The sequence below is a fragment of the Cystobacter fuscus genome (genome assembly GCF_044360685.1).
GTDB lineage: Bacteria > Myxococcota > Myxococcia > Myxococcales > Myxococcaceae > Cystobacter > Cystobacter fuscus_C.
Genome location: NZ_CP043491.1, coordinates 995,592 through 1,020,161, shown reverse-complemented (window position 1 = coordinate 1,020,161; position 24,570 = coordinate 995,592). Strand labels below are relative to the sequence as shown.

Here is a 24,570-nt window from a genome sequence, read left to right as displayed (position 1 = left end):
CGCGTCTTCACGAGGCCAGAAAGGGGGGCTGCCCTCCAGGGCGGTGCATGGGGATTGCAAGTCGTTGACTGCTCCTCATCGCCCCACCTGGCCAACACTCATGAATCGAGAGCTTTGTTTGTCAGAAGACGCGGAGTCGACATGGACGGGGGCCGACATCACGGATCGGGTGTCGCGCCGACAGCCCAAGCTGAGGCCGGCCCCGGTGGACCTGTGTGGACGCGTGCTCGGGCACTACCGGCTGCTGGAGCCGCTGGGCAGTGGGGGCATGGGCACGGTGTACCTCGCCGAGCAGCGCATGGGCGAGCGCCGGGTGGCGGTGAAGGTGATGCACCCGGAGCTGGCGCGGGACGAGGCGCTGCGCGCGCGCTTCTCCGCCGAGGCGCGCACGGTGAACCTCATCGGCCACCCCAACATCGTGCGCATCTTCGAGATCGACGAGTCGCGCGAGGGCCTGAACTACTTCGTCATGGAGTACCTGGAGGGCACGCCCCTGTCGCGGCTGCCCCGGCCCATGGATCCAAGCCTGCTCGCGTGGCTGCTCGTCCAGGCCTGTGACGCGCTGGAGGCCGTGCACCGCAGCGGCGTGGTGCACCGGGATCTCAAGCCGGACAACCTCCTCATGGTGGAGCGCCCGGGCGAGGCCCCGGTGCTCAAGGTGCTCGACTTCGGCGTGGCCCACGCGCGGCACGAGCCCCTGCCCCCGCTGGCGAACCTGAGCGGCCAGGTGATGGGCACGCCCGCGTACATGGCGCCGGAGCAGTGGGTGGGCAAGCAGGTGGATGGACGCGCGGACATCTATTCGCTCGCGGTGACGGGCTACCTGCTCGCCACCGGCCAGCTTCCCTATCCCCGCTGCCAGCTCGCGGAGCTGGTGCTCGCGCCCCGGCCCCCTCCGCCGCCCATCGCGCCGCATGAGCTGGCGCCCGCGGTCCCCGAGGCGCTGTCACGGGCGCTGCTGCGCGCCCTGGCGAGGGATCCCGACGCGCGCTTCGCCAGCGCGGCCGAATTCAAGCAGGCCCTGTTCACCGCCGTGAGGACGGCGCCGCGCCCCGCGCCCCGCGTCCCGCTGCGCCCCTCGGGCCGCCTGCCCATTCCCACCTTCCCCTCGCGGCCCGAGCCCAATGATCCCACCCCGCCGCCCACCTGGACGGCGCGCGTGCACCTGGGCAGCGGCGTCAACCAGGTGGTGGTGCACTGCAGCGAGCTGCACCACGACGGCCTCTTCATGTGCTGCGCCGAGCCCCTGCCCGCGCTCGCCACGCGGCTCGAGTTCACCCTGCAGATGGGAGGCGAGGAGGTGGAGTGCGTGGGCGAGGTGGTGCGGCAGGTGGATCCGCTCCAGGCCCGCTCCCGCCGCCAGCCCCCGGGCGTGGGGCTGCGCTTCCTCCATCCCTCGCCCCGGCTGCGCGAGCTGCTCACGCGCCTGGGTCCTCCCCGCCTGGCGTCCCCCCAGGAGCTGCGCTCGCGGTGCTCCTGAATCCCGCGCGCTGTCCGCTTTCCATCACTCGGCCACACGCAGGGTGTCTGGCGTGGCATCGTGAGCGGCAGGGAAAAGGCGGTCCGCGGAGGCAGGGGTTACGCTCGTCTCCGACATGATGCACGGCGCGGCTGAATCAATCCGATGGGGCTGGAGACTGGTGCTCGTGGGCGCCGTACTGTTGGGGGCCTGCCGGGATCCGGCGAAGGCCTCGGGGACGGCGCTCTACGTCACCACGGAGTTCGATCCCTCGCTGCTCCTCACCCAGGTGCGCGTGTGGGGAGACGTGGATGGGCAGCCCCACTTCGGCCCCCAGGTGCTGCCCGAGAAGGCGCAGCGGGTGCTCAACAGCGGGGAGACGCTGCGGGTGCTGCTCGGGGACGTGCCCAACGGCGTGCGGGCGGACGTCAATGTCGAGGGACTGCGCGACGGCGCGGTGGTGGCGCGCGGGACGGGCGGCGCGGACATCCGCGATGGGTACGAGGTGGAGGTGACCCTGCGGCTGGAGCCCACCACCACCCCCGACCCCGGCACCTTCTGCGTGGGGTGCGAGGGGTGCTGCATCCAGGGCCAGTGCACCCCGTCCACCTTCAACACGTGTGGCACGGGCGGCATCGCCTGCACCGCGTGTGATCCCAACTTCGCCTCGCACTGTGACGGCCGGGGCTTTTGCGCGTGTGGCGGCAGCCCCGCCTGCTCGTCCCGGACGTCGGACCGCTGCCTGCTCGGGCAGTGCCGGTGTGGCAACAGCCCGGCGTGCGGCCCGGGGCTGCAGTGCGTGAGTGGCCAGTGCGTCTGCTCGCCGGAGAGCTGCGCGGGCTGCTGCGCGGGCAACGTCTGCGACGTGGGCACCACGTCGGACCGGTGCGGCCGGGGCGGTGTCGTCTGCCAGAAGTGCGACAAGAACAGGAGCTGCACCGCCGAGGCCGTCTGCGGCTGAGCGGCGCCCGTGCCGCCCCGCGAGACGTCCCTGGACTTCCTGGGGACGGCCTTCAGGAGACGCCGGGCAGCGTCACCCGGAACGTGGTGCCCCGGCCCCGCGACGACATCACCTCGATGTCCCCGCCGAGCTCGCGCACGATGTCGCGGCTCACGGAGAGCGCCGGCCCCGAGGCGTGCCCGTCCCCCGCGGGGAAGAGCGGCTCGAAGACGTGGGGCAGCAGCTCGGGGGCGAGGCCCGGGCCGGTGTCATGGACCTCGATCACCACGTGGCCCTGGCCGTCGTCGCGGGTGACGATCCGCACCTCGTGCGACTCGGGATCCTCTCCGTCGTCCGGCAGCGACAGCACCGCGTGCAGCACGAGGTTGAGCAGCGCCTGGCGCAGCGAGCCCCCGCCTCCGGGCACGAGCGAGCGGGCGCCATGGTCACGCACCAGCCGGCCCCGCGAGCGCAGCACGCTGGACACCAACTGCCCCACCGTATCGAGCAGCAGGTTCACATCCACCGGGCCCTGGCCGGGCTCGGGCCGGAAGCCGCGCAGGTGGCCGAGGGTGCGCCGCAGCCGCTCGGAGCCCTCGATGATCTCCTCCACCGCCTCGCGCCACGCGGCCACCTCGGACGAGGGGGCCCCCGCCGCGCTCGCCTGGCCCATGCTGGTCAGCAGGTAGTCGAGGTTGGCGGCCATGAAGGCCAGCGGGTTGTTCATCTCGTGCGCGAAGCCCGGCACGAGCATCCCCAGCGTGGCCAGGCGGTCCGCCTGTTGGAGCCGGGCCTGGAGCTGCCGACGCTCGGTGATGTCGGTCAGCGTGCCCAACAGCTCGCCCTGGCCGGTGGGTGAGCTGAAGGCGGCCAGTTCCACCCACTGCGTCCCCTGTGACGTGAGCAGCCGCACCTCCAGCCGGAAGGAGGCCTGCACCCGCGCGGCGATCGACTCCAGCAGGCGCTGCACGTCCTTCTGATCCTCCGGGTGCACCCGCTGCATCAGGGACTGGCCGAGCGCGCTCTCCACCGACACGCCCGTGAGGGATGTCCAGGCCGGGCTCAAGAAGGTGAAGTGCCCCTGGCGGTCGAGGTGGAACACCACCTCGTTGAGCCGCTCGGCCAGGAAGTGGTAGCGCAGCGCGTCCGCGGACAACCCCGGGCGGGGACTCGCGGCGGGTGCCAGCCGGGCCCGTCGCGAGGACTCCCGCGCCTCCCCGATGGCGGTGACTTGAGACGGTTGCGGGTATGACATGACCTCGCTCCTTTTCCCCAGTGAAGAAGGGGGACCCCCCGTGAGCCCACGCCGCACCCCACACCCCCCGCGGCCGCGGGCACTCCAACGCTCCGAAGAATAAGTCCGCCCCCGTAAAACGCGCCTTTCCGGAGAAGAATCCCGACTCCCGGACACGTGAGTGGACAGAAGGACGAGGGTGCCCCGGAGATCCAGGCGCCTGAAATGTCCAGTGGAGGTCACCCGTCGCTGGGGTCACCGGAGGAGGGGCTCCCAGAGGAGGGGCGCTCGCGGCGATCACCGATGACGCGCGCGGGAGCACCGGCGACGATGGCCCAGGCGGGCACGTCGCGGGTGACGACGGCGCCCATGCCCACCACGGCGTGATCACCAATGCGCACCCCGTCGGTGATGCCGGCGTTGGCGCCCACCCACACGTCCTTGCCCAGCACGATGCCCCGGGAGGTGACGGGCTGGGAGCGTACGGGCCGGTCCGGCGCCAGGCCATGATCGAAGGCGTAGAGCGTGGCACCGGTGGCGATGCGGCTGCCCTCGCCGATGTGGATGCCCGCGGCGCCCCCATCCAGACTGACGCGCGCGTTGAGGCTCACCCCGGCCTCGAGCACCACCGGGCCGTGCACGAAGGCGTTCGCGGCGATGCTCACCCCGGGGCCGGTGAGGCGGATGGGCCGGCCCGGCTCGGCGAACAGCCGCGCGTCCGGGGAGATGAAGCAGCCCTCGGCGATCTCCACCGTCTCCAGCTCGAGCAGCCGCGCCTGCACCTCGCGCTGCCAGGCCTCGGCCCACGCGCGGTGGCGCGGCTTGAGCGTGAAGTACAACCACGGCATCCAGGAGAGGCGCTGCTTGTGCTGCTCGCGCCGGAGTGCGTCCAGATCGTCCACGGCCCCTGCCTACCATGAGTGGCCACCCGGAGCGGCACGCGGCGGGCTCACGGCGGGGCGGTGTCGCCACGCGCCTCCTCGCGCAGGCCGGCGCTCTTGCGCCGGGCCACGCGCGCCACCAGGGCGGCGACGAGCGCCCAGCCGAGGCCGGCGATCCACCCGCCCACCACGTCCGTGGGGTAGTGCACCCCCAGGTACACCCGCGTCAGCCCCACGAGCAGCGTCAGCCCGAGCGCCACCGTCAGCAGGTACACCTTGAGCCAGCGCTTCTCCACGAGCTCGGACAGGATGGCCCCCAGCGTCAGGTAGACGATGGCCGAGAGCATCGCGTGCCCGCTGGGAAAGCTCTCCGAGAGCACCGAGGTGAGGTGCGGCACCACCGAGGGCCGCGGCCGGGCCACCAGGTTCTTCAAGAGCGCGTTCACCCCCGTGCCCCCGAGCGTGGAGCCGAGCACCAGGACGATGGTGCGCCAGCGCCGCACGAGCACCAGGAAGCCGCACACGGCGATCACCACCAGCGTGAGCACCGTCAGGCTGCCCAGCGCCGTCACATCCCGCGCCGCCTCGGCGAGCCACCGCGGCCCGAGCGGCTCGGCCGGATCGTCCGCGCGCCGCAGGGCGCGCAGCACCTGCTCGTCGAAGGACTGGGTATCCTGTTCGCGCACCTCTTCCAACAGGGTGAGGAAACCGCCGCCCAGCAGCAACAGGACGAGCAACAGTCCGAACACATCCGTGCCGCTCCACCGCACCAGATGCGCCCGGAGTCGATGAAGCGTGGGTCGCATGCCCACAACACCCTAGACGCCCCGCCATCCCGGAGGCGGACGCGTCCACGGAGTGTCGGCGGGCCAACGCGCGAGCCGTGCACCACTGGACGTTGGCGCGGGGCCATTCGTGTTCTCGAAGGCAGAGAAGGCCAAGAGGCCTTGGGAAAGGCCCAAAAGCGCCCCAGATTGCCCTCACCCTGTCGTCGCCGTGCCGGGCGCGTCAGCCCGCTCGAAATGCTCTTTCGGGCTCCCGTACGGCCGTTCTCGGAGTGATGGTCATGTTCGCTACCGCAACAACTACTACCACTGCTACCGTTGCCCCTCCGAACTACAAGACAGCCCTCATCAATCGCGTGTTCTTCATTCGGTGGGAGCAGCCGCCCAGCGCCCAGGACATCCAGCTGGTGACCACGCGCTTCCGCGAGGCCTACGAGGCGCACCGCCAGCAGCTGTGCGTGGTCATCGTCACGGGCGCCAAGGCGCGCGTGCCCAACGGCGAGCAGCGCAAGGCGCTCTTCAAGATGCTCGAGGACCACCGCAAGTACATCTGCGAGCTGCACCTGCTCATGGAGGGCAACGAGCTGCAGCACAACCTGCAGCGCATCATCGCCTCGGCGCAGCTCATCGTGACACGCATCTACGACAGCAACTACGCGCGCCTGCACAAGACGCCCGATGCGATCGCCCCCTTCCTCACCAGCCGACTGAAGGCGGACGGCAACCGCATCATCAACGACGCGCGTCTCCTGGGCGTGCTGCACTGACGCCCCGCGCGGGCGTCAGGCGGCGAAGGCGAGGGGCTCAGCGCGCCATGCAGACGTAGTAGTTCTCTCCGTAATAGTCATCGCTGTCCGCCGCGATGACGCGCGAGAAGCCCAGACGCCGCAGCGTCTCCACGAGCGCCTCGGGCTCGAAGAACGTCACCATCTCGTTGGGGTCCGTCACCAGCCGGCGCGTGAGGTCCACGTGGTAGGCGGTGGTGGCCTGGAGGGCCTCGTCCCAGCGGCCCTCGGCCTGCCATTCCTCGATGGACTTCGTCATCACCTTCTGGAGATCCGGCCGCTTCCGGGGACCCGCCGAGATGAGGCGCCCGCCCGGCTGCAGGTGCGCGAGGCTCTCGCGCAGCACCTCCTCCGGCTCGCGCACGTAGAAGAGGACGTTGTTGAGCACCACGGCATCCGCGCGCGCCGGCACCCCGGGGGGAAAGGAGCGCACATCGCCCTCCAGCACCGTCCAACGCCGGCGCTCCTCCACCGGACAGGCCGCCTGCTTGCGCAGGGCGAGCGAGAGCATGCCCGGGTTGTTGTCGAAGCCCACCACCGAGAGGCCGCGAGAGACGAGCGCCTGGCTCACCAGTCCCGTGCCGCACCCGGCGTCGATGACGGTCTCGCACCCCTGGGTGTCGCGCAGGATCTTGTCGACCATCCGCCGGTAGCAGTTGAGCTGGGAGCAGATCGCATCGTAGCTCTGGGCGAAGTCCGTCCAGATATTGTCGACCATGGTGGCAAGGCCCTCGGTGCCGCCCGGGGAAAGTCCCGGAGCGCGAGCCCTCCTCTATGGCACGAGTCCCCCGCCCAACGCCCCGGGCATGGCGCGGTTTGGTCGGAAAGACAAAAGACGAAAAAAACGAGGGGTCCCGCGCATGGCGCGGAGCCCCGGACTGGCTCGAGGGCCGCGAAGGCCCCGCGCCCCGTCTGCTAGTGCTTCTTCATCCACTTGTAGATGGGCGCCCACACCTTCTCCTGGGCGTCGCCGGCGAGCCACAGGTCCGCGTGGCCGTACTCGGCGGCGCGGCTCAGGTCGCGCTGGGCGCGCAGGATGGTCACGTCCTTGCTACCCAGCAGCGACTTGACCGTGTACTCGCCGTAGGTGCCGAAGCCGCCCGCGGCGCCCACGTAGAGCACCGGCACCTTCACGTCGTCGAGGTGGTCGTCATAGGGCAGGCTCGTCGTGCCGCACTGCAGCGCATCCCCTTCCACCTGCTCGCGCAGACTCTGGTAGGGGTTGGCCGAAGCGAGGAAGTCGAAGAACCGCGGCGAGGACACGTACCTCAGCCCCACCGGCGCGCCGTTGGCGAACTCGCCCGCGGTGAAGTGGTAGAAGGGCACGGGCGCGGAGATGAAGGAGTAGGTGGCCGCGCCCAGGGCAACACCGAGCTGGCCGTAGGGCAGCGGCGGCAGCGGCGCCTGGGCCGGGGCGTCGGGCGAGTTCAGGGCGCCCTGCCCCACGGCCAGGATGGCCAGGCCCGCGCCCGGACCCCCCAGGTTCCCCTCGTAGCGGCCCTGGGCGAGGATGGCCTCACCCGCCTGCGCGCGCTCGCACGCCGCCTGACGCTCGGCCTGGGCCTCGGGGCCGAACTTGAACACCATGTCCACCGGGATGAAGCCACGCACGTGGCGCTCCGACGCCGGCGCGCGCGTCTCCGCGCTCATATAGGCGTAGGCCACCTGCGCCCCGCGGCTCCAGCCCAGCAGGTTCATCTTGCCATTGCCGCTGCCCGTGAGGGTGCGCACCCGGCGCGCCACCGCCATGGCCTTGCCCACGTCCTCGGCGTGGGTGCCCAGGCTCCAGTCCTTCATGAAGGAGAAGTCCGCCGTCTGCAGCGGCACCTGCGTCCAGCGCAGATCAATGCCCCACACGTCCACGTCCTGCTGCGCCAGGTACACGGCGAAGGAAGACTCCGCGCGCGCCGTCTTCGTCTGCGTACCGGGCAGGAACGCGTCCTCGAAGTCCCACGCGTCCCCGTGCACCAGGAAGGCGGACTCGGAGGCGGACACCGGCTGCCACGCGAAGCGCTCCCGCACCACGCGGTGCAGGCCGATGATGTCGTGCCGCGCGTCCGGGCCCACCTGCACGCGCACGCTGTAGTGGTAGATGTCGCCCGTCACGTGCTCGCGCGTGAAGTCCCCCAGCAGGCGCGCCTCGCCCGACTCCACCAGGCAGCGCAACAGGGGCAACCACCGCATCGACAACGCCTGCTCCTGCTCCCCGACCTGCTCCTGCTGCCCGACTTCCGTCCCCACCTCGGACTGCTCGGGCAAGGACGACTCGACACCGCATCCCGTCGACAGCAGGGCGAGGGGGAGGATGTGGCGGAAATTGAAACGCATGGGTCCCTCTTCGAAAAATCTTATAAACCAAAAAAGCAAAACCGATACCACCCGTCCGTCCTATCTCGCCACCCAACAAAGTGGAGACAGAGCAGGAAATGGGCCAAGCCGATAAGCCCTCGGAAGAAGGGAAATACCTCAAAAAGCTCACCGTCAGCAGTGAAACATCACCGCCCCATCAAACAAAAGAAAGCCCTTTTGTCCGAGGAGGCCCCGCGGATGCGTCAAAAGTGAACTCCTGGATTCAAAAGTGAAGCAGAAAACCCGTGTTTCCCGGCGGGCAGGACATGTTTGTCAGGGCGTGGGGAAACACCCCGCTCTCCCGGCTCAACCCGGACGTCGGGCCGTGAACGGGGCAGGTGCAAGCGCCTTGTCGGCGCGCGGAGCGCGGACCCACACTCCGAGCCCCTCCCGCCAGGAGAGCCCCCTGCCCTTCGCCATGATCGATCCCCGCACCGGTGAGACGCTGCGCACCTTCGCCCCCCACACCTGGGAGCAGGTGGAGGAACGGTTGGAGCGAGCCGAGCAGGCCTTGCGCGCCCTGCGTGGCACCTCGTTCGCCGAGCGCGCCGGGTGGATGCGGAGGGTGGCCGGGCTGCTGGAGGAGGAGGCGGAGCGGCATGGACGGACGATGACGCAGGAGATGGGCAAGCCCCTGGAGGCCGCGCGCGCCGAGGCGCTCAAGTGCGCCGCCACCTGCCGCTACTACGCGGAGCACGCCGAGCGCTTCCTGGCGGACGAGCCCGTGGACACCGCGCCCGACACGAGCTTCGTGCGCTACCAGCCGCTCGGGGCGGTGCTGGCCATCATGCCGTGGAACTTCCCCTACTGGCAGGTGGTGCGCTTCGCGGCGCCGGCGCTCATGGCGGGCAACGTGGGCCTGCTCAAGCACGCCCCGAGCGTGCCCGGGTGCGCGCTCGCCCTGGAGGAGCTCTTCGCGCGCGGGGGCTTTCCCCCCGGGGCCTTCCAGACGCTCTTCGTGGAGGTGGCCGAGGTGCGCCGGCTCATCGAGGAGCCCCGCATCAAGGCGGTGACGCTCACGGGCAGCGAGGGCGCGGGGCGGGACGTGGGGGCGCGCGCGGGCGCCCAGCTCAAGAAGGTGGTGCTGGAGCTGGGCGGGAGCGATCCCTTCGTGGTGCTGCCTGGCGCGGACCTGGACGCGGCGGTGGAGACGGCGGTGAAGGCCCGGCTCATCAACACCGGCCAGTCGTGCATCGCCGCCAAGCGCTTCATCGCCCCCGCCTCCATCTACCCCGAGTTCGAGCGCCGCTTCGTCGAGCGGATGCGGCGCGTGGTGGTGGGAGATCCGCTGGAGGCCGGCACCGAGGTGGGGCCGCTGGCGCTCGCGCACATCCGCGACGGGCTGCACGCGCAGGTGGAGAAGAGCGTGGCCGCGGGCACCACGCTGCTGCTGGGCGGACAGAAGCCCCCGGGGCCCGGCTTCTGGTACCCGCCCACGGTGCTCGCGAACCCGCCCCCCGGCTGTCCCGCCCACCGCGAGGAGCTGTTCGGCCCGGTGGCGGTGCTCTTCCGGGCGAAGGACACCGAGGACGCGCTGCGCATCGCCAACGACACGCCCTATGGCCTGGGCGCCACGGTGTGGACGCGGGACGAGGCCGAGCAGCGGCTCTTCATCGACGGCCTCGAGGCGGGCACGGTGAGCGTCAACGGCTCGGTGGCGAGCGATCCCCGCCTGCCCTTCGGCGGGGTGAAGCACTCGGGCCACGGGCGGGAGCTGGCGCGCCACGGCCTGCTCGAGTTCCTCAACATCAAGACGGTGCGGATAAGCCCCTCCCGCGCGCCCGCCAGCACCCAGGCTAACGAGTAGGCACGCGCCCCCGCGGGGCCCCCAGGGGGACGTCGGACGGCTCGCCGTGGACCTCCTCCAGGGCGCTGGCCACCGCGTCCATCTCCAGGCCGAGCTGCTCCACGCTCCGGCGCAGGCCCGCGCCCGCCACGTCCGCGCTCGCCGCGTCCGCCGAGCGCACCCGCAGCACCTGCGTGTAGAGGTTCTCCAGCGTGTAGAACAGGCGCATGTGCTCGGCCTCCAGGCGCGAGGCCGCCGTGGCCAGCTCCGCGCGCTGCTGGCGCTGCTCGTCGAGCAGCCGCAGCGTCTTCTCCAGCCGCTCCTTCACCACCGCGTCCGTCTCCGACTCCACGCGCGCGCTCAGCCGTGCCCGCTCCTCCTCCAGCCGGCGCTCCTCCTCGGGAGGCGAGAGCGAGCGCAGCTCCCGCTCGCGCCGCGCCAGCTCGTGGCAGCTCTTGCGCAGCCCCTCCACCGTCTGCTCCGGCTGGTGCACCACGTCCCGCAGCACCCCGGGCCCCGAGCGCAACTCCCCGAGCAGCTTGTCGCACAGCACGTCCACCCGTGCCCGGCGGGGATCCTCCCCCTCGCGCGCCGGCGCGGGGGCCGCGGCACGCACCGGCTCGGCCACGGGCGTGCCCTGCTCCAAGCCCTCGCCCAATCGTGCCCGCTGCACCACCTCCAACTGCCGCGCCCGCCAGAAGGTGCCCGCCGCCGACGAGCCGAGGCCGAGCGCCACGAAGATGAGCCACCACATCTCCTCGAAGGAGTAGATGGCCATCCCGGCCATCACCAGCGCCGCCAGCGCGAACACCACCCCCTGGAAGGGATTGGCGCGGGCCTCCTCCTTGCGGCGCTCCTTGCGCGCGCGCTCCCGCTCCCGGCGCTGCTCCCGCCGCTCGCGGCGCAACTCCTTGCGGCGGTGCTGGCGCTCCACCCGCGAGGCCCACTTCTCCGCGCGCTTGGAGCTCTTCTCCGCCCACGCCTCCACGTGCCGGGCCTGGCGCTGCGCCCACTGCTCCACGCCCCCGACGTAGCGCTCCGCCCACTTCTCCCAGTCCGCCCCGCCCTTGCCCCCCTCGCCCTCCAGGCGCTCCCAGCGCGCCCGCTCCCGGGCCTCCATCCGCTCCCACTTCTCCAACCACTCGGCATGACGCTTGCGGCCCTCGGCGAGGGCCTCCAGCATGCGGCGCAAGTGTTTCTCGATGGGAGACTCGGGAGGAGAGGGAGCCATGGGGCTTTCATCCTGCCCAAGCGGCCCCGCGTCCACCAGATGCGCCGGCGCACCGCGCGAGCCCTTGGCGCGCCGCGAAGCCAGAACACATCCGAGCCGTGGGACGAAAAAGTGCGCCCGTGGGCCGAGGTGGGGGGGATCCTCGGCCCACGAAGCGCTTCGAACGATACTCCGTCCGAACCTGATACCGCGTGCGCCCACCGTTTCCGGGCGACGGCTCGACCATACCCTGGCTTTTACGCCTTGGCCAGAAATTTCCATCGTTGCTGTTAGCCGTACTGGGAGGGAGGGCTGGGAGGCAGGCGGGCGGAGGAGCGCGCCAGAGGGGCAACCGGAGACGAAGTGGGATAGGGAGGGAAGCCTCCCCCCGCCGAGCCAGGGAGCGTGATTGTCGATGAGCGCCACCGAGTCGTCCCGTGCCTTCCGAGTCTTCAGCTGGTTCTCCCTCGTGTGCACCCTGGGCGTGGTGCTGTGGGGGGCCTACGTGCGGGCCACGGGCTCGGGCGCGGGCTGCGGAGACCATTGGCCGGTGTGCAATGGCCAGGTGGTGCCGCGCGAACCCAGCGTGCAGACCCTCATCGAGTACACGCACCGGCTGACCAGCGGGCTGGTGATGATCTTCGCGGTGGTGCTGTGCGTGTGGGCCCTGCGCGCGCACGCCAAGGGCCACCCGGTGCGCCGGGCCGCGGTCTTCTCGCTCGTCTTCATGCTGACGGAGGCGGCGGTGGGCGCGGGGCTGGTGCTCTTCAAGATGGTGGCCCACAACGAGTCGATCGCCCGGGCCTTCTGGATGGCGACGCACCTGCTCAACACCTTCCTGCTGGTGGGAGCGCAGGCGCTGACGGCCTGGTGGGCCGGGGGCCGGGAGCGGCTGGTGCTGCGGCGCCAGGGCCTCACGGGGTGGCTGCTGGTGGGCAGCATCGTGGGGCTGCTGGTGCTGGGGGTGAGCGGGGCCATCGCGGCGCTGGGGGACACGCTCTTTCCGGCCACGAGCCTCACGCACGGCCTGAGCCAGGACGTGTCGCCCACGGCGCACATCCTCTTGCGGCTGCGGGTGCTGCACCCGGTGCTCGCGGTGCTCGTGGGCGCGGGCGTGGTGTTCAGCGCGGCGATGGTGGCGCGGCTGCGGCCTTCCCCCTCGGTGCGGCGCTCGGCGTGGCAGCTCGGGGTGCTCTACGGCCTGCAGTTGTTCGCGGGCATGTTCAACGTGGTGCTGCTCGCGCCCGTGTGGCTGCAGCTCGTGCACCTGCTGCTCGCGGACCTGGTGTGGATCGTCCTGCTGCGGCTGGGCGCGGCGGGACTCGCGCTGGGCGCGCCCCGGGCGGACGTGAAGGTGCGCTCCGTGCTCTCCCCCACCTGAGGCCCCGCGGGCTCACCCCCGCGCGAGCTCCTCGTCGAGGGCGCGCAGGGCCTCCAGCGCCCGCAGGGGCAGGCCTATACCGCCCTCGGGCACCTGGGGCTCGCGCACGTTGACGCGGATGAGCGTCCCACACCGGGCCGCCGCGCGCTCGCAGAAGCGCCGCACCGAGGGAACCGCCGTGCCCGCGCCGCACTCGATGACGGCGAGCGAGCTGGGATCCACCCCGCCCAGCCACCGCGCCAGCCGCGCCTCCTGCTCCCGGGTGCGCGAGTCATCCCACTCCCCGTCCCCGAACATGAGGATGTTGGGCCGCAGGAGCGCTCCGCAGCGGGCACAGGTGGGCAGCGCTCCCCGGGCCCGGAAGGACTCCGGCTCCACGTCGACGGAGAGAGACGCGGCGGACTCCACCCCGGCGCAGCCCTTCAGGCACTGGGTGAAGTGGATGGAGCCGTGCACCTCGAGGACACGCTCCTCGGGGAAGCCCGCCTTCTGGAACTGGCCGTCGACATTGGAGGTGAAGACGAAGGCGCCCTGGGGCATGCGCTCGGCCCAGGAGCGCAGGAGCGCGAAGCCCGCGTGGGGCAGCGTGTCGCGGTACAGGTGGAGCCGGTGGCCATAGAAGCCCCAGGCGAACGGGGGATCCTGCTCGAACCAATGCGGGTTGGCCATGGAGGCGAAGTCGAGCCCGAGCTTCGCGTACGGGGGGTAGGCCCGCCAGAAGCCCTCGGTGCCCCGGAAGTCGGGCAGACCCGAGTCCACCCCCATTCCCGCCCCCGCCCCGATGAGCAGGGCACGCGCGGAGCGGAGCACCTCGGCGGCACGGCGCAGTTCCTGGTTCATGTCACCAGTGTAATCCCCGGAGCGCTCCGCGACCCAGCGCCGCGGGCTGAAGACAGGCATGCTGTGAACCCTTGGGAAGGTCCGCACACGGGAGCACTTCATGTCGACGGATGACAAGCACACCGGCACCACGCCCACCGCCGCGCCGGAGGCCGGGTCCAGCCAGCGCCTCGCGGTCCCGCGCTGGGCGGAGCTGCTCGCCGTGCACCAGGCCGCCCTGCGCCGCTGGCAAGAGGTGCTGACCGGCCCGGACGACTCGCTGCGCCTGACGGTGCTCACCCTCTACGTGAAGCTCGAGCACCTGGGCTTGTGGGGCTTCGTCGGGGAGCCGGTGGAGAGCACCGGTGGCGGCCGGCTCGAGTTCAGGTGCCCGGATGTCCCCGGTCTCAAGCAGGCCCTCCGGATGCGGGAGGACTTCACCTCTCCGGAGGACTCGCCCAAGGACTGGTCCTGCCGCGAGCTGAGGAAACGGGGCTCGCTCCACTTCAAACACTTCAGCGGGTGGACCGACGAGGTGGTCCAGGCCCACATCGACAAGGAGGGCCTGTACCTCAAGGGATGGCGCAACCTCTTCCTCCCCATCCAGGCGGTGCTGCACCTGCTCGACGCGCGCGCCAATGGCTATACGGATGTCTTCGGCATCCGCGACATCCTGCTCGCGCAGGGCCTGGATCCGGTGGCGCTGCGGGGCAGGTGACGGACAGCGCCGAAGCGCATGCAACGGATTGAAAACCCATCGGGTCCAAGCCAAAGAAAAACAAAGGAAGCATTTCCTGTTCTCCCCGCCTCGCTCCTCCCCTTCTTCACCTTTTCCCAGACACCAAGAAAACCTCCGTGTTTCCCGTGAGGAGTATCCGCCGAGGTGCTCTTCAAACAGCCTGGGTTTTCCGTTATAACTATCATCTTCCCGGCGCGTGCCGGGATGGCTGTCTTACATGGGAAGGAGCAGCAATGCGGAAGCCCCCCTCCTGGCTGGCCTGGAGTCTCGTCGCGTTCGCCGCGCCCGCCGCGTACGCGGAGCGAGCCTGGTATGAGAAACCTCAACCCGATATCGCACCGCCATCCACGTTCCTGCGCAAGCAGGCCGAGGACCTCTCCGACAACCTGCCCCACCGGCTGGGCGAACAGCAGAAGGAGCTGCGGGCCCAGGCCTTGAAGGAGCGCCTCGAGGGTCGCGGCCAGGGCAAGGTGCACCGCGTGGGCCGCGGCAAGTTCGTGGAGCTGGAGCTGGAGCGCACGGATCGCGTGTTCGTCATCCTGGTGGAGTACGGCACGCAGGTGCACCCGGTGCTCGGCGACCCCGCCACCAACCCGGGCGGCGACGCCCCCGGACCGGTGCACAACCTGATTCCAGCGCCGGACCGGGTAAAGGACAACACCACCATCTGGCAGCCCGACTACGACCGCGCGCACTACGAGAAGCTCTACTTCGACACGACCCCGGGCGCCGACTCGGTGGCCAACTACTACCGGGCGGCGTCCTCGGGCCGCTACACCATCGAGGGCGCGGTGTCCGAGTGGGTGCGCGTGCCCTACAACTCCGCGCGCTACGGCAACAACCTGTGCGGCTCGACCAACTGCTCCAACTCCGTGTGGCCGCTGGTCAGCGACGCCCTCAAGACGTGGACGCAGAACCAGCTCGCGGCGGGCAAGACACCGGAGCAGATCAAGGCCTACCTGGACACGTTCGACGTGTGGGATCGCTACGACTTCGACGGTGACGGCGACTTCAACGAGCCGGATGGCTACATCGACCACTTCCAGCTGGTGCACGCGGGCTCGGGCGAGGAGACCGGCGGCGGCGCGCAGGGCACCAACGCGGTGTGGAGCCACCGCTGGTTCGCGTACAGCAACGGCCTGAGCGCGGACGGCCCGGGCCCCAGCTACAACCCGAACGGCGGCACGCGCTTCGGCGCGGGCATCGACAAGTGGGTGGGCGACTACACCATCCAGCCGGAGAACGGCGGACTGGGAGTGTTCGCGCACGAGTACGGCCACGACCTGGGCCTGCCGGACCATTACGACGGCCAGGCGGACAATGGCACCGGCTTCTGGAGCATCATGTCCAACGGCTCGTACCTCAACGATGGCACCCAGGACATCGGCTCGCGGCCGGGTGACTTCTTCGCCTGGGACAAGCTGCAGCTGGGCTGGCTGGACCATGAGGAGGCCAGGGCCGGCAAGCGCTCCAATCACAAGCTGGGCCCCGCGGAGGTGACGTCGCGCCACGCGGCGCAGGCGCTGCTGGTGAACCTGCCACCCAAGCCCCGGCCCCAGGTGACCACCCCGCCCTTCGCCGGCCAATACTCCTGGCAGGGCGGCGCGGCCAACAACCTGGACCGCACGCTGGTGAAGACGCTGAAGCTGCCCTCCAAGACGCCCATCACGCTGTCGCTCCAGACGTGGTTCGACATCGAGGAGGACTGGGACTACGGCTACATCGACCTCGCCGTGGACGAAGGTGACTTCATCCACCTGCCCAGCAGTGTCAGCCGCACCACGAACCCCAACGGCAACAACCTGGGCAATGGCATCACCGGCCTGTCCAACGGCTGGGTGCCGCTCACGTTCGACCTGAGCGCCTACGCGGGCAGGAAGGTGACGCTGAAGCTGCGCTACAAGACGGACGGCGCGGAGTTCGGCAAGGGCTTCCTGGTGGACGACGTGCGGGTGACGGCCCGGAACAAGACGGTGTTCGCCGACGGCGCGGAGGACGGCGAGGACGCGTGGGACGAGGCGACGTTCTTCCTCAGCGACGGCGCCAATGTCTTCTATGACCACTACTACCTGGCCGAGTACCGCCAGTACCGCGGCTACGACGAGGGGCTGTTCACGGGCCCCTACAACTTCGGGTTCTCCGCGGACGGCCTGCCCGACTACGCCGAGCGCTACGCCTACAACCCCGGCCTGCTCATCACGTACTGGGACACGTCGATGTCCGACAACCGCGTGTCGGTGCACCCGGGCGAGGGCCGCATCCTGCCCATCGACGCGCGCCCGCGGCCGATCATCCGCGCGGATGGCCGCTACTGGTCCGGCCGCGTGCAGACACATGACGCCACCTTCGGCCTGGAGGCCAGCCTCCCCCTGTCGCTCAAGCCCAATGGCCAGCCGCGTGAGGACTACCCCTCGCAGCCCGCGGTGCGGGTGTTCAACGACCTGAACACCTTCTGGTACCCCGAGCAGCCCTACGCGGGCGTGAAGGTCCCCCCCACGGGAACCCTCATCGAGGTCCTGAGTGAGAAGGACGAAGCGACGGTGTTGCACGTGCGCGTGCGTCCGGTGAACTGATTCGCCCAGGGGGAGCGGGGCGGCCACGTGGAGGCCCGCCTCGCTCCCAGCCCTCACCCCGCCCTCCCGCCTGTCTGGGTAGAATCAACCCCACTTCCCTCCCGCAGGGTGTTGGACGTGAGCCAAACGGGCCCGCCCGGGTGCCGTCCAAGGCCCGCCCGCCCTGCTTGTCTTCGAGCGGAAGAGGCCCAGGGTCCTGCCGCCGCCTCCGTAAACTTCCAGGCGAAGGGCGGCCCTTCGCGCAACGCAACTGGTGAATTCCATCTCGAGCGTGCTCTTCCCGCACCGTCACGAGAGTCCGAATCGTCAAGGCCAACGCGAAACAGAGCGCCCCCATCGCGGCGCCTGGGTACGGATGACCTCAGGAGGCACCCATCGAGGCATCTGGACCCCCCCCTTCCACCCTCTCCGCCCCCAACCGCTCGCGCCATTTCCCGCCCCGGGAAACAAGCGGAATGCTCAACCAGACGTGTCCGGGATGGCCCTGTAAAAACGGTAATTCCTCCTCTGTAGAAAGGGGGGTCGCGGACGTGAAGCCCGGAGGCGAAACCGGAGCGGGAGGCCCGCCCGACGCACGCCCAGGCGCCAGGACTCCAACGCGCAGGCCCGGCTGTTGCAATGGAACCCCGCCAACGTTCCACCTTCGGAGAGACACCATGGCTCATCAAAATCGGCGTGAAACCTGGCTCGTGGCTCTCTACGGTTCCGTCCTCCTGGGCCTCGTGAGCTCGTGCGGTGGCCTCCCGGAGCAGGAGTCCGCTCCCGCCACGCAGAGCCTGGCCTCGCGCGCGGCGGCGATGGGGGCTGCCTCGATGATCGTCTACTCCCCGGACGACACCATCGATCAGTCGACCCTCGCTCCCCTGGGGGCACCCGAGTCGCTGGGGGGCCGGGTCCTGCAGGGCTCCCCCACCCTCTCCGCCCGCATCGACTACAGCGCGCAGGGCCTGACGGCGGGCATCTTCAAGGCCACCACCGGCCGCATCGAGATCACCTTCCCCTTCACCGAGCACGCCACCATCCTCGTGGGCGAGGTCACCATGACCGACGAGTCGGGCCAGTCCCGCACCTTCAAGAAGGGGGACAGCTACTTCATCCGCCAGGGGCAGGTCGTCCTCTGGGACGTCAGGACCCCGTACGTCATCAAGAGCTTCTTCAACATCACCGAGCCGGCCCAGCCGTGAGCCGTCTCCCCCGGGCGCCACCCGCGCCCGAGGGACCCCGGATGCCGGCACGCACCGGGAGTATGAGAGGATTCCCCCACCGTGGACTCCCCACGGAGGCTCGACGCGAGCCCACTGGAAACCCTCCATGACCTCCCCCCGCGTGAACATCCTCGCGCCCGAGTTCCGGGCCAACCCCCACCCCGGCTATGCCGAGCTGCGCCGCAGCGCTCCCGTCACCCAGGTGGAGCCCGCCGGGTTCTGGGCCATCTCCCGTTACGAGGACGTGGCCTTCGTCATCAAGAATCCCCAGCTCTTCGCCTCCCAGGGCTTCAAGGCGGCGTGGCAACCGGAGTGGGTGGGCTACAACCCCCTGGCCAACTCGATGATCGCCTCGGACGGAGCGGGGCACACCCGGCTGCGCACCCTGGTGAGCCGGGCCTTCAACGCCAGCGCCATCCACCGGCTGGAGACCCGCATCCGCCAGCTCGCCCACCGGCTCGCGGAGGGGCTCGCGGAGAAGGGCGAGGCGGACTTCGTCTCCGCCTTCGCCATGCCGCTGCCCGCCTTCGTCATCGGCGAGTTGCTCGGGCTGGACGTCTCGCTCCACTCCCGGTTCAAGGGCTGGTCGGACGACATCGCCAGTGTCACGCCCGTGCCCCTGAGCCCCGAGCACGCCCAGCGCACGCTCACCTCCATCGCGGACGCGACACGCTACATCTCCGAGGTCATCGAGGCCCGCCGCCGCTCGCCCGCCGATGATCTGGTCAGCGATCTGGTTCGCGCGGAGGTGGACGGTCAATCCCTGACGGATCGGGAGATCATCGACTTCCTCATCCTCCTGCTCATCGCGGGCCTGGAGACGACGGTCCACCTGCTGGCCAACTCCCTGCTCTTCCTCGCCGAGCGTCCCGAGGAACAGGCGCGGCTGCGCGCCCAGCCCCACCTGGTGCCGAAGTTCATCGAGGAGATGTTGCGCTACGACTCTCCGGTGCAGTCCCTGGTGCGCATCGTCACCTCCGACGTGACGCTCTCCGGAGTGCGCATTCCAAAGGGAGCTGTGGTGCTCGCCATCGTCGCCTCGGCCAATCGGGACGAGCGCCACTACACCGAGCCCGATCGTTTCGATCTGCACCGCGACGATCCCGGCCTCTCCTTCGGGTACGGCGCCCACTACTGCATCGGCGCGCAGCTCGCCCGGATGGAGGCGCGCTGCGGCCTGGAGGCGCTGCTCTCCCGCTTCAGTGGCTTCCAGCGGACCTCCGCCGAGCTCACCTGGAGTCAGGCCATCACCGTGCGCGGCCCCCACACCCTGCCGCTGCGCTTCATCCCCGCCTGAGGCACGGCACCCGCCGTCACCAGGAGCACTCCAGGTCGAGGCTGAGCGGGCCCGTCCAGCGCGCGCGGACACTCACGGGCGTCAGGCCCATGCGCCCGGAGATCGCCCAGGCACCGCCCTCGTGGTACGCGAGCGGCATGAAGGAGGCCTGGACGGAGAGCACCCCCTGGTCCAACCGGGGGAAGGACAGCGCGGGCTTCCCATAGCTCGTCAGGCCCTCGTAGAGCGTCTGCAGCGCGAACATCAGGCGCTGCGGACGGGTTCCCGTCTGTTGCAGCACCGCGCGCCCGACCGGGGTGTCCATGTAGCTCTCGCCCCCCCTGGCGCCCAGTTGCCGCAGCACCTCCTCGACACTTCCATACCGGCCACTCAGGGCCTCGGCCGCGGTGGAGATCAACAACAGGAGCGAGCGCGTGGGGTAGTGGAAGAACTCCACGAAGGACGTCTCCCCAGTCGCCTCCAGGCAGCGCCGCACCACCTCGTCGTCACCACCCAGCTCCCTGACCGCCTTCAACATGGAGGGGAACAAGAAGCCACGCGTCGTGAACTCCGGCGTCGCAAGCCTCAATCGCTCTTGGAGATCCTGCTCCGCGGTCCGCGCGGAGTCGCTGCCCGAACTCGATCCGGTACTCATGTGCACGGGGGGCACCCAGGACAACACGGTGCCATGGCCTCGGATGCTACTACGAATCCCCACGCCCCCAGGACCCCCCTCCTCCGTCTCGAAGTCTCTGACACCTTCCCGGTCTCGAAGTCTCTGACACCTTCCCGGGGGGTCTCGAAGTCTCTGACACCTTCCCGGAGGCTATGCTGCCATCCCATCATGGCCACTCCCCTCTACCTAGGGATCGACCTGGGGACCACCAACTCCACCGCGGCCGCCTTCGACGGAGAGCAGCTCACGCTCATCCGCACGGCCCAGGGGGGCAACCTCACCCCCTCCGTGGTGCGACTGGATGCCCGCGGCACCGTGACCGTCGGAGAGCGAGCCCGGCGCCTGCTCGATTCGGATCCACAGAACACCCGCTCCGAGTTCAAGCGCCTCATGGGCACCACCCAGACGCTCGAGTTCACCGCCGCGAAGCTCTCCCGCCGGCCCGAGGAGCTGTCAGCCGAGGTCCTCAAGTCCCTGCGCAAGGACGTGGAGCAACAACTGGGCGTGGCCCCCACCTGCGCCGTCATCTCCGTGCCCGCCCTCTTCGAGTTGCCTCAGAACGCCGCCACCTCCGAGGCCGCCCGCCTGGCGGGCTTCTCCCGGGTGGAGCTCATCCAGGAGCCCGTGGCCTCGGCGCTCGCCGCCGGGTGGCGCGCCGACGCGGACGAGGGCAGTTGGCTCGTCTATGACCTGGGTGGGGGCACCTTCGACGTGTCGCTCCTGGAGACGCGCGACGGCCTGCTGCGCGTGGTGGGCCACGATGGCGACAACTTCCTGGGTGGACGTGACTTCGATCAGGCGCTCGTGGACGAGGTGCTCGCCGAGCTCCAGCGCACACAAGGCATCGACATCCGCCGCGCGGACCCCCGCCATGCCACCGCCCTGCGCAAGCTCAAGCACGCGGTGGAGGAGGCGAAGATCGAGCTGTCGCGCGCCAACGAGGTGCCACTGCTGGTACCCGCCGCCTTCGAGACCGACCAGGGCCCGGTGGACGTGGACATGCTCCTCACCCGCGAGCGCATGGAGGCCGCCTGCGCTCCCCTGGTGAAGCGCTCCCTCGACGTGTGTCTGCGGCTGCTGTCCTCCCAGGGCCTGGAGCCCTCCCAACTCGGCAAGGTGGTGCTGGTGGGCGGACCCACCGTCATGCCCTTCCTGCGTGCCCAGGTGCAATCCGTGCTGGGCGCTCCGTTCGCCGTGGGCCTGGATCCAATGACCCTGGTGGCCCAGGGCGCCGCGCTCTACGCCGCCTCCGCGGGGCTCGATGGCCGCCCTGCCGCGAGCGACCCCGTCCCCCAGCCCACCGGCCGCAAGGTCTGGCTCCAGTACCCGGCGATGAGCTCGGATCTGTCCCCGCACGTCGTGGGCCGGATGGTGGAGGGAGACCCGGGACCCCGGCCCACGCACGTCCGGCTCGTGCGGACCGATGGCGCATGGAGCAGTCCCGAAACCCCCTTGTCCGCCGAGGGCGCCTTCGTGCTCTCCGTGGAGCTGGTGCCGCGCAAGCCCAACCACTTCCAGTTGGAGGGGCGCGGTGCCGATGGCAAACCCCTGCCGCTGTCTCCCGCCCGATTCACCATCGTCCAGGGCCTCACCCTGAGCGATCCGCCCCTGTCCCGCAGCATCGGCGTGGCCCTGGCCAACAACACCGTGCGCGTCTACTTCGAGCGCGGCACGCCCCTGCCCGCCCGCCGCACCTTCCGCCAGCGCACCGTGGAGGCCGTGGCCAAGGGCTCCACCGGCCACGCGCTGCGCATCCCCATCGTCCAGGGCGAGCTGGAATGGGCCCACCTGTGCCGCCTGGTGGGCGCGCTGGAGCTTCGCGGGGAACAGCTCCAGGCCTCGCTGCCCTCGGACGCGGAGGTGGAGCTGACGCTGGAGCTGGACCGGGGCGGCCGGCTGTCGGCCCGTGCGCTGGTGCCCGCGCTCGGCCAGGTGTTCGAGCAGGTGGCCCAGCTCCAGGTGCCGGATGCCACGCCCGAGTCCCTCCAGGAGGGGCTCACCGCGGCCCGCGAGCGGCTGGGCCTGCTGCGCGGCTCCGCCTTCCGCCGGGGCGCATCCCAGGTGGTGGCCGGACTGGCCCACGTGGATCAATCGCTCGCGGAGGTGGAACGCGACCTGGAGGCCGCCCGGGGGGGCGACGCGGACGCGGCGCAGAAGGCCCGGCGCGGGCTGTTGGATCTCGACGCGCAACTGGAGCAGGCGGAGTCCGGCCTGCGGTGGCCGGAGTTGGAGGAGACGGCGCGTGAGGAGCTCGCCCTCGCGTCCTCGTGGGTGGCGCAGTTCGGCACGCCCGTGGAGCAGCGGCTGCTGGACGACGCCATGCGGGCGTGTGAGCGGGCCAGCGCGGGCCGCCAGGCGGTGGAACTGCAACGCAACCTGCGCAGCGTGCGCAAGCTGTGCAACGCCGCCTACTTCCGCCACCCGTCGGTGTGGGAGTGGCAGTTCGAGTCCGCCGCCAGCCGCGTGTCTGAGGCCTCCGACGTGGCCCGGGCCGAGGAGCTGGTGCAGCGGGGCAACCGCGCCCTGGCCCAGCAGCGCCGCGAGGAGCTGCGTCAGGTGGTGGAGCAACTCTGGCGCCTGCTGCCCGAGGACGCCAAGGAGCGCCGTCTGGCGCACGACTCGGGGGTCCGGTGAGCCTGTCCGAGCAGGAGGTCTTCGCGCGGCTGAGGGAGAACGCCTTCCACGTGCTGGGCCTGCGCCCCACCTGCACCCGGATGGAGGTGGAGCGCGCGGGCCAGAAGCTGCTGGCCATGCTGGAGCTGGGGCTCGCCGAGGCCGCCCACTACGACACCCCCCTGGGCCAGCTGCCGCGCACCGCCGAGACGGTCCGCGCCGCCATGGCCACCTTGAGGCAGCCCCAGGCCCGGCTGCTGCACGCGCTGTGGGCGCAGCTGCCCGCCCAGGGCCCGGCCCCCCTCGCCGCGAGGCCCGAGACCGAGCCGTGGTCCGAAGCCCTGGTGCGGCTCGGCTGGCGGAGACGGACATGACGCCCGCGCTCGCGGGCCTCATGCTGATCTTCCTGCTCCGGGCATTCAGCAACCGACGGAGCGGCCGGCAACGGAGCAACCCCTCCTACTCGCCCCAGGTGGGCTACTTCGGAATCACCCTCTTCTTCCTCCTGCCCCAGGCGCTGTTCCAGCTCGTCTGGATCGTGCAGGGGCAGTGGTGGATCACCCCCTTCTTCCTGGGCCTTCTCACCCTGTGTCTTCCCTGGACCACCACCCGCTGGGTGTTCATCCCCCTGGGCTGGCCCCGAGTGGCCTACGGCTTCAGCTACCTGGCCGCGTGGAGCTGGGGAGCGGATCCCAAGGGCGGTCGAGTGCTCGCCGCGGCCTGGGCGCTCCTGCGCGCACGCACGCCCCCCACCCAGGAATATGACCACTGGCTGCGACAACACCTGGAGACCACGTGCACCCCGAAACGAGGCGCGGCCCTCGTCGCCTCGGCACTTCTGGCCGCCTCGCGCGGAGACCTGGAGACCGCCCGGCTCATCTGCCGGGGCATGAATCACCTGGATCCAAGGGTCGCGCCCCGGCTCGCCCGGAAGATCGCCTTGGAGTGGAGCCTCGCCGATGCCGCCGCGCACGGACGGTGGCGCGAGGTGATCGAACTCGCCCGGAGCGGCAGTGGCTCCTTCCTGCTCGCCGCGTTCTTCCGCGACTCGGCCCGGCGGCTGCTGGGCGAGCCAAGCGTGGGAAGGTTCGTCCTGGGCATGGAGTGGGTGCTCGCCCGGCGCTGGGTGTCCACCTGGCCCCTGCTCGAGCGCGCGTGGCGGGCCACCCCACACGCCTCCTCACCTGGAGAGACGCCCGTGGCCACCGAGCCCCTGGAACACGCGCTGGCGTGCCACGCGGCCCTGGCCCGGGTCACCCCCGGCCACGAGGAGGCGGCGTTCTCCTCGGCCGTGAGCGCCTGGGAGCAGGCCCTGGACTCCGAGCGGGTGAGGGAACTCGTGGAGGAGCGCGCGAGGGGAGCGGGCCCCGGCGTGGACGCCCACGAGGCCCTCGAGACACTCCGGCACGAGGTCACCGAGGAGCTGGCCGCCTGGGCACTGGCGAGGGAGCTGCCCCTGCATTCGCTCGCGACGGGGAGCGCCTTGCTCGAGGCCGTGACGTACCAGGCCTGCAACGAGCAATTGGAGCGGATCGAGTCCATCGCCTGGGACATGTCCCGCCGGATGGAGGAAAAGCAGCCCCTGCCGTCTTCCGACGTGTACGAGCAGTGGCGCGACTTCCTCGCGCTCCAGCGGAGGTGTGCCCGGGTGACGGCCATGGGCGGGCTGGACGCGCGGCGGCTCGCCTTCGAGGCGGTGAACGTCCCCTTGTGCAACCTGGGCGCGTGGCTGTTCAACGTGCGCGAGGAGCGCGCCGTGGCGAACGGGATGTTCCGCTGGCTGCTCGCGGAAGCACGCGTCGTGGGCAGCCAGGAAGACCAGCAGCGCTACCTCGACAACGTGAACTGCGGACCTTGAG

At 70.5% G+C, this 24,570-nt stretch carries 20 protein-coding genes; 12 read left to right on the top strand and 8 right to left on the bottom strand.

The features are described 5' to 3' along the window. Positions 1–118: 118 nt before the first annotated feature. Together F0U63_RS04250 and F0U63_RS04245 are read left to right on the top strand one after the other, a co-directional pair. Positions 119–1,480, top strand: a complete 1,362-nt coding sequence (locus F0U63_RS04250; protein WP_395843954.1) for a serine/threonine-protein kinase — start codon at positions 119–121, stop codon at positions 1,478–1,480. 166 nt (positions 1,481–1,646) lie between these two features. After that, positions 1,647–2,420, top strand: a complete 774-nt coding sequence (locus tag F0U63_RS04245; RefSeq protein WP_395843952.1) for a hypothetical protein — start codon at positions 1,647–1,649, stop codon at positions 2,418–2,420. 52 nt (positions 2,421–2,472) lie between these two features. On the opposite strand, the gene F0U63_RS04240 is transcribed toward F0U63_RS04245, so the two are convergent. The 3 genes from F0U63_RS04240 to F0U63_RS04230 all read right to left on the bottom strand — a co-directional run bounded on the left by F0U63_RS04240 (position 2,473) and on the right by F0U63_RS04230 (position 5,320). Continuing rightward, positions 2,473–3,654, bottom strand: coding sequence for a nitrogen regulation protein NR(II) (locus F0U63_RS04240; RefSeq protein WP_395843950.1), 1,182 nt, complete (start codon positions 3,652–3,654; stop codon positions 2,473–2,475). Positions 3,655–3,872: 218 nt separating this feature from the next. Continuing rightward, positions 3,873–4,481, bottom strand: coding sequence for an acyltransferase (locus F0U63_RS04235; protein WP_395848313.1), 609 nt, complete (start codon positions 4,479–4,481; stop codon positions 3,873–3,875). A gap of 101 nt (positions 4,482–4,582) precedes the next feature. After that, entirely contained in the window at positions 4,583–5,320 is a 738-nt protein-coding gene (locus F0U63_RS04230; RefSeq protein ID WP_395843948.1) for a phosphatase PAP2 family protein, read from the bottom strand. A gap of 335 nt (positions 5,321–5,655) precedes the next feature. Here F0U63_RS04230 and F0U63_RS04225 point away from each other — a divergent pair, with 335 nt between their 5' ends. After that, positions 5,656–6,066 (top strand): DofA protein, encoded by a 411-nt coding sequence (locus tag F0U63_RS04225; RefSeq protein WP_395843946.1) that lies wholly within the window; start codon positions 5,656–5,658, stop codon positions 6,064–6,066. A gap of 37 nt (positions 6,067–6,103) precedes the next feature. Here F0U63_RS04225 and F0U63_RS04220 read toward each other — a convergent pair whose 3' ends face one another. Both F0U63_RS04220 and F0U63_RS04215 read right to left on the bottom strand, forming a co-directional pair. Further along, positions 6,104–6,802 (bottom strand): class I SAM-dependent DNA methyltransferase, encoded by a 699-nt coding sequence (locus F0U63_RS04220; RefSeq protein WP_395843944.1) that lies wholly within the window; start codon positions 6,800–6,802, stop codon positions 6,104–6,106. Between the two features lie 197 nt (positions 6,803–6,999). Then, entirely contained in the window at positions 7,000–8,412 is a 1,413-nt protein-coding gene (locus F0U63_RS04215; protein WP_395843942.1) for a hypothetical protein, read from the bottom strand. A 427-nt stretch (positions 8,413–8,839) separates the two neighbouring features. Here F0U63_RS04215 and F0U63_RS04210 point away from each other — a divergent pair, with 427 nt between their 5' ends. After that, the gene (locus F0U63_RS04210) at positions 8,840–10,240 is read left to right on the top strand and encodes an NAD-dependent succinate-semialdehyde dehydrogenase (RefSeq protein WP_395848312.1); all 1,401 of its coding nucleotides are present in this window, start codon (positions 8,840–8,842) and stop codon (positions 10,238–10,240) included. On the opposite strand, the gene F0U63_RS04205 is transcribed toward F0U63_RS04210, so the two are convergent. Further along, positions 10,230–11,450, bottom strand: a complete 1,221-nt coding sequence (locus F0U63_RS04205; protein ID WP_395843940.1) for a hypothetical protein — start codon at positions 11,448–11,450, stop codon at positions 10,230–10,232. The genes F0U63_RS04210 and F0U63_RS04205 overlap by 11 nt on opposite strands. Positions 11,451–11,844: 394 nt before the next feature. Between F0U63_RS04205 and F0U63_RS04200 the strand changes: the two genes are divergently transcribed. Continuing rightward, positions 11,845–12,810 carry a COX15/CtaA family protein gene (locus F0U63_RS04200; protein WP_395843938.1) on the top strand — a complete coding sequence of 322 codons (966 nt, stop codon included), beginning with the start codon at positions 11,845–11,847 and terminating at the stop codon, positions 12,808–12,810. A 12-nt stretch (positions 12,811–12,822) separates the two neighbouring features. Here F0U63_RS04200 and F0U63_RS04195 read toward each other — a convergent pair whose 3' ends face one another. Then, a complete protein-coding gene (locus tag F0U63_RS04195; protein WP_395843936.1) occupies positions 12,823–13,650 on the bottom strand; it encodes an SIR2 family NAD-dependent protein deacylase in 828 nt (275 codons plus the stop codon). Between the two features lie 100 nt (positions 13,651–13,750). Between F0U63_RS04195 and F0U63_RS04190 the strand changes: the two genes are divergently transcribed. The 4 genes from F0U63_RS04190 (at position 13,751) to F0U63_RS04175 (ending at position 19,443) form a co-directional block, all read left to right on the top strand. Continuing rightward, positions 13,751–14,347, top strand: a complete 597-nt coding sequence (locus F0U63_RS04190; RefSeq protein WP_395843934.1) for a hypothetical protein — start codon at positions 13,751–13,753, stop codon at positions 14,345–14,347. A 254-nt stretch (positions 14,348–14,601) separates the two neighbouring features. Then, on the top strand, positions 14,602–16,941 hold the full coding sequence (locus tag F0U63_RS04185) for an immune inhibitor A domain-containing protein (protein WP_395843932.1): 2,340 nt from the start codon (positions 14,602–14,604) through the stop codon (positions 16,939–16,941). 656 nt (positions 16,942–17,597) lie between these two features. Further along, positions 17,598–18,125 carry a cupin domain-containing protein gene (locus F0U63_RS04180; RefSeq protein ID WP_395843930.1) on the top strand — a complete coding sequence of 176 codons (528 nt, stop codon included), beginning with the start codon at positions 17,598–17,600 and terminating at the stop codon, positions 18,123–18,125. 127 nt (positions 18,126–18,252) lie between these two features. Next, positions 18,253–19,443, top strand: coding sequence for a cytochrome P450 (locus tag F0U63_RS04175; protein WP_395843928.1), 1,191 nt, complete (start codon positions 18,253–18,255; stop codon positions 19,441–19,443). A gap of 16 nt (positions 19,444–19,459) precedes the next feature. Here F0U63_RS04175 and F0U63_RS04170 read toward each other — a convergent pair whose 3' ends face one another. Next, positions 19,460–20,077 carry a TIGR02265 family protein gene (locus tag F0U63_RS04170; RefSeq protein WP_395843926.1) on the bottom strand — a complete coding sequence of 206 codons (618 nt, stop codon included), beginning with the start codon at positions 20,075–20,077 and terminating at the stop codon, positions 19,460–19,462. Between the two features lie 189 nt (positions 20,078–20,266). On the opposite strand from F0U63_RS04170, the gene F0U63_RS04165 reads away from it, so the two are divergent. From F0U63_RS04165 to F0U63_RS04155, 3 genes are read left to right on the top strand one after another with little or no spacing between them, the layout of a single operon-like run. Further along, positions 20,267–22,732: an Hsp70 family protein gene (locus F0U63_RS04165; RefSeq protein ID WP_395843924.1), complete on the top strand. Its 2,466-nt coding sequence runs from the start codon at positions 20,267–20,269 to the stop codon at positions 22,730–22,732. Further along, positions 22,729–23,085 (top strand): hypothetical protein, encoded by a 357-nt coding sequence (locus F0U63_RS04160; protein ID WP_395843922.1) that lies wholly within the window; start codon positions 22,729–22,731, stop codon positions 23,083–23,085. The genes F0U63_RS04165 and F0U63_RS04160 overlap by 4 nt, the downstream gene beginning before the upstream one ends. Beyond that, positions 23,082–24,569 (top strand): hypothetical protein, encoded by a 1,488-nt coding sequence (locus F0U63_RS04155; RefSeq protein WP_395843920.1) that lies wholly within the window; start codon positions 23,082–23,084, stop codon positions 24,567–24,569. The genes F0U63_RS04160 and F0U63_RS04155 overlap by 4 nt, the downstream gene beginning before the upstream one ends. Position 24,570 lies beyond the last annotated feature (1 nt).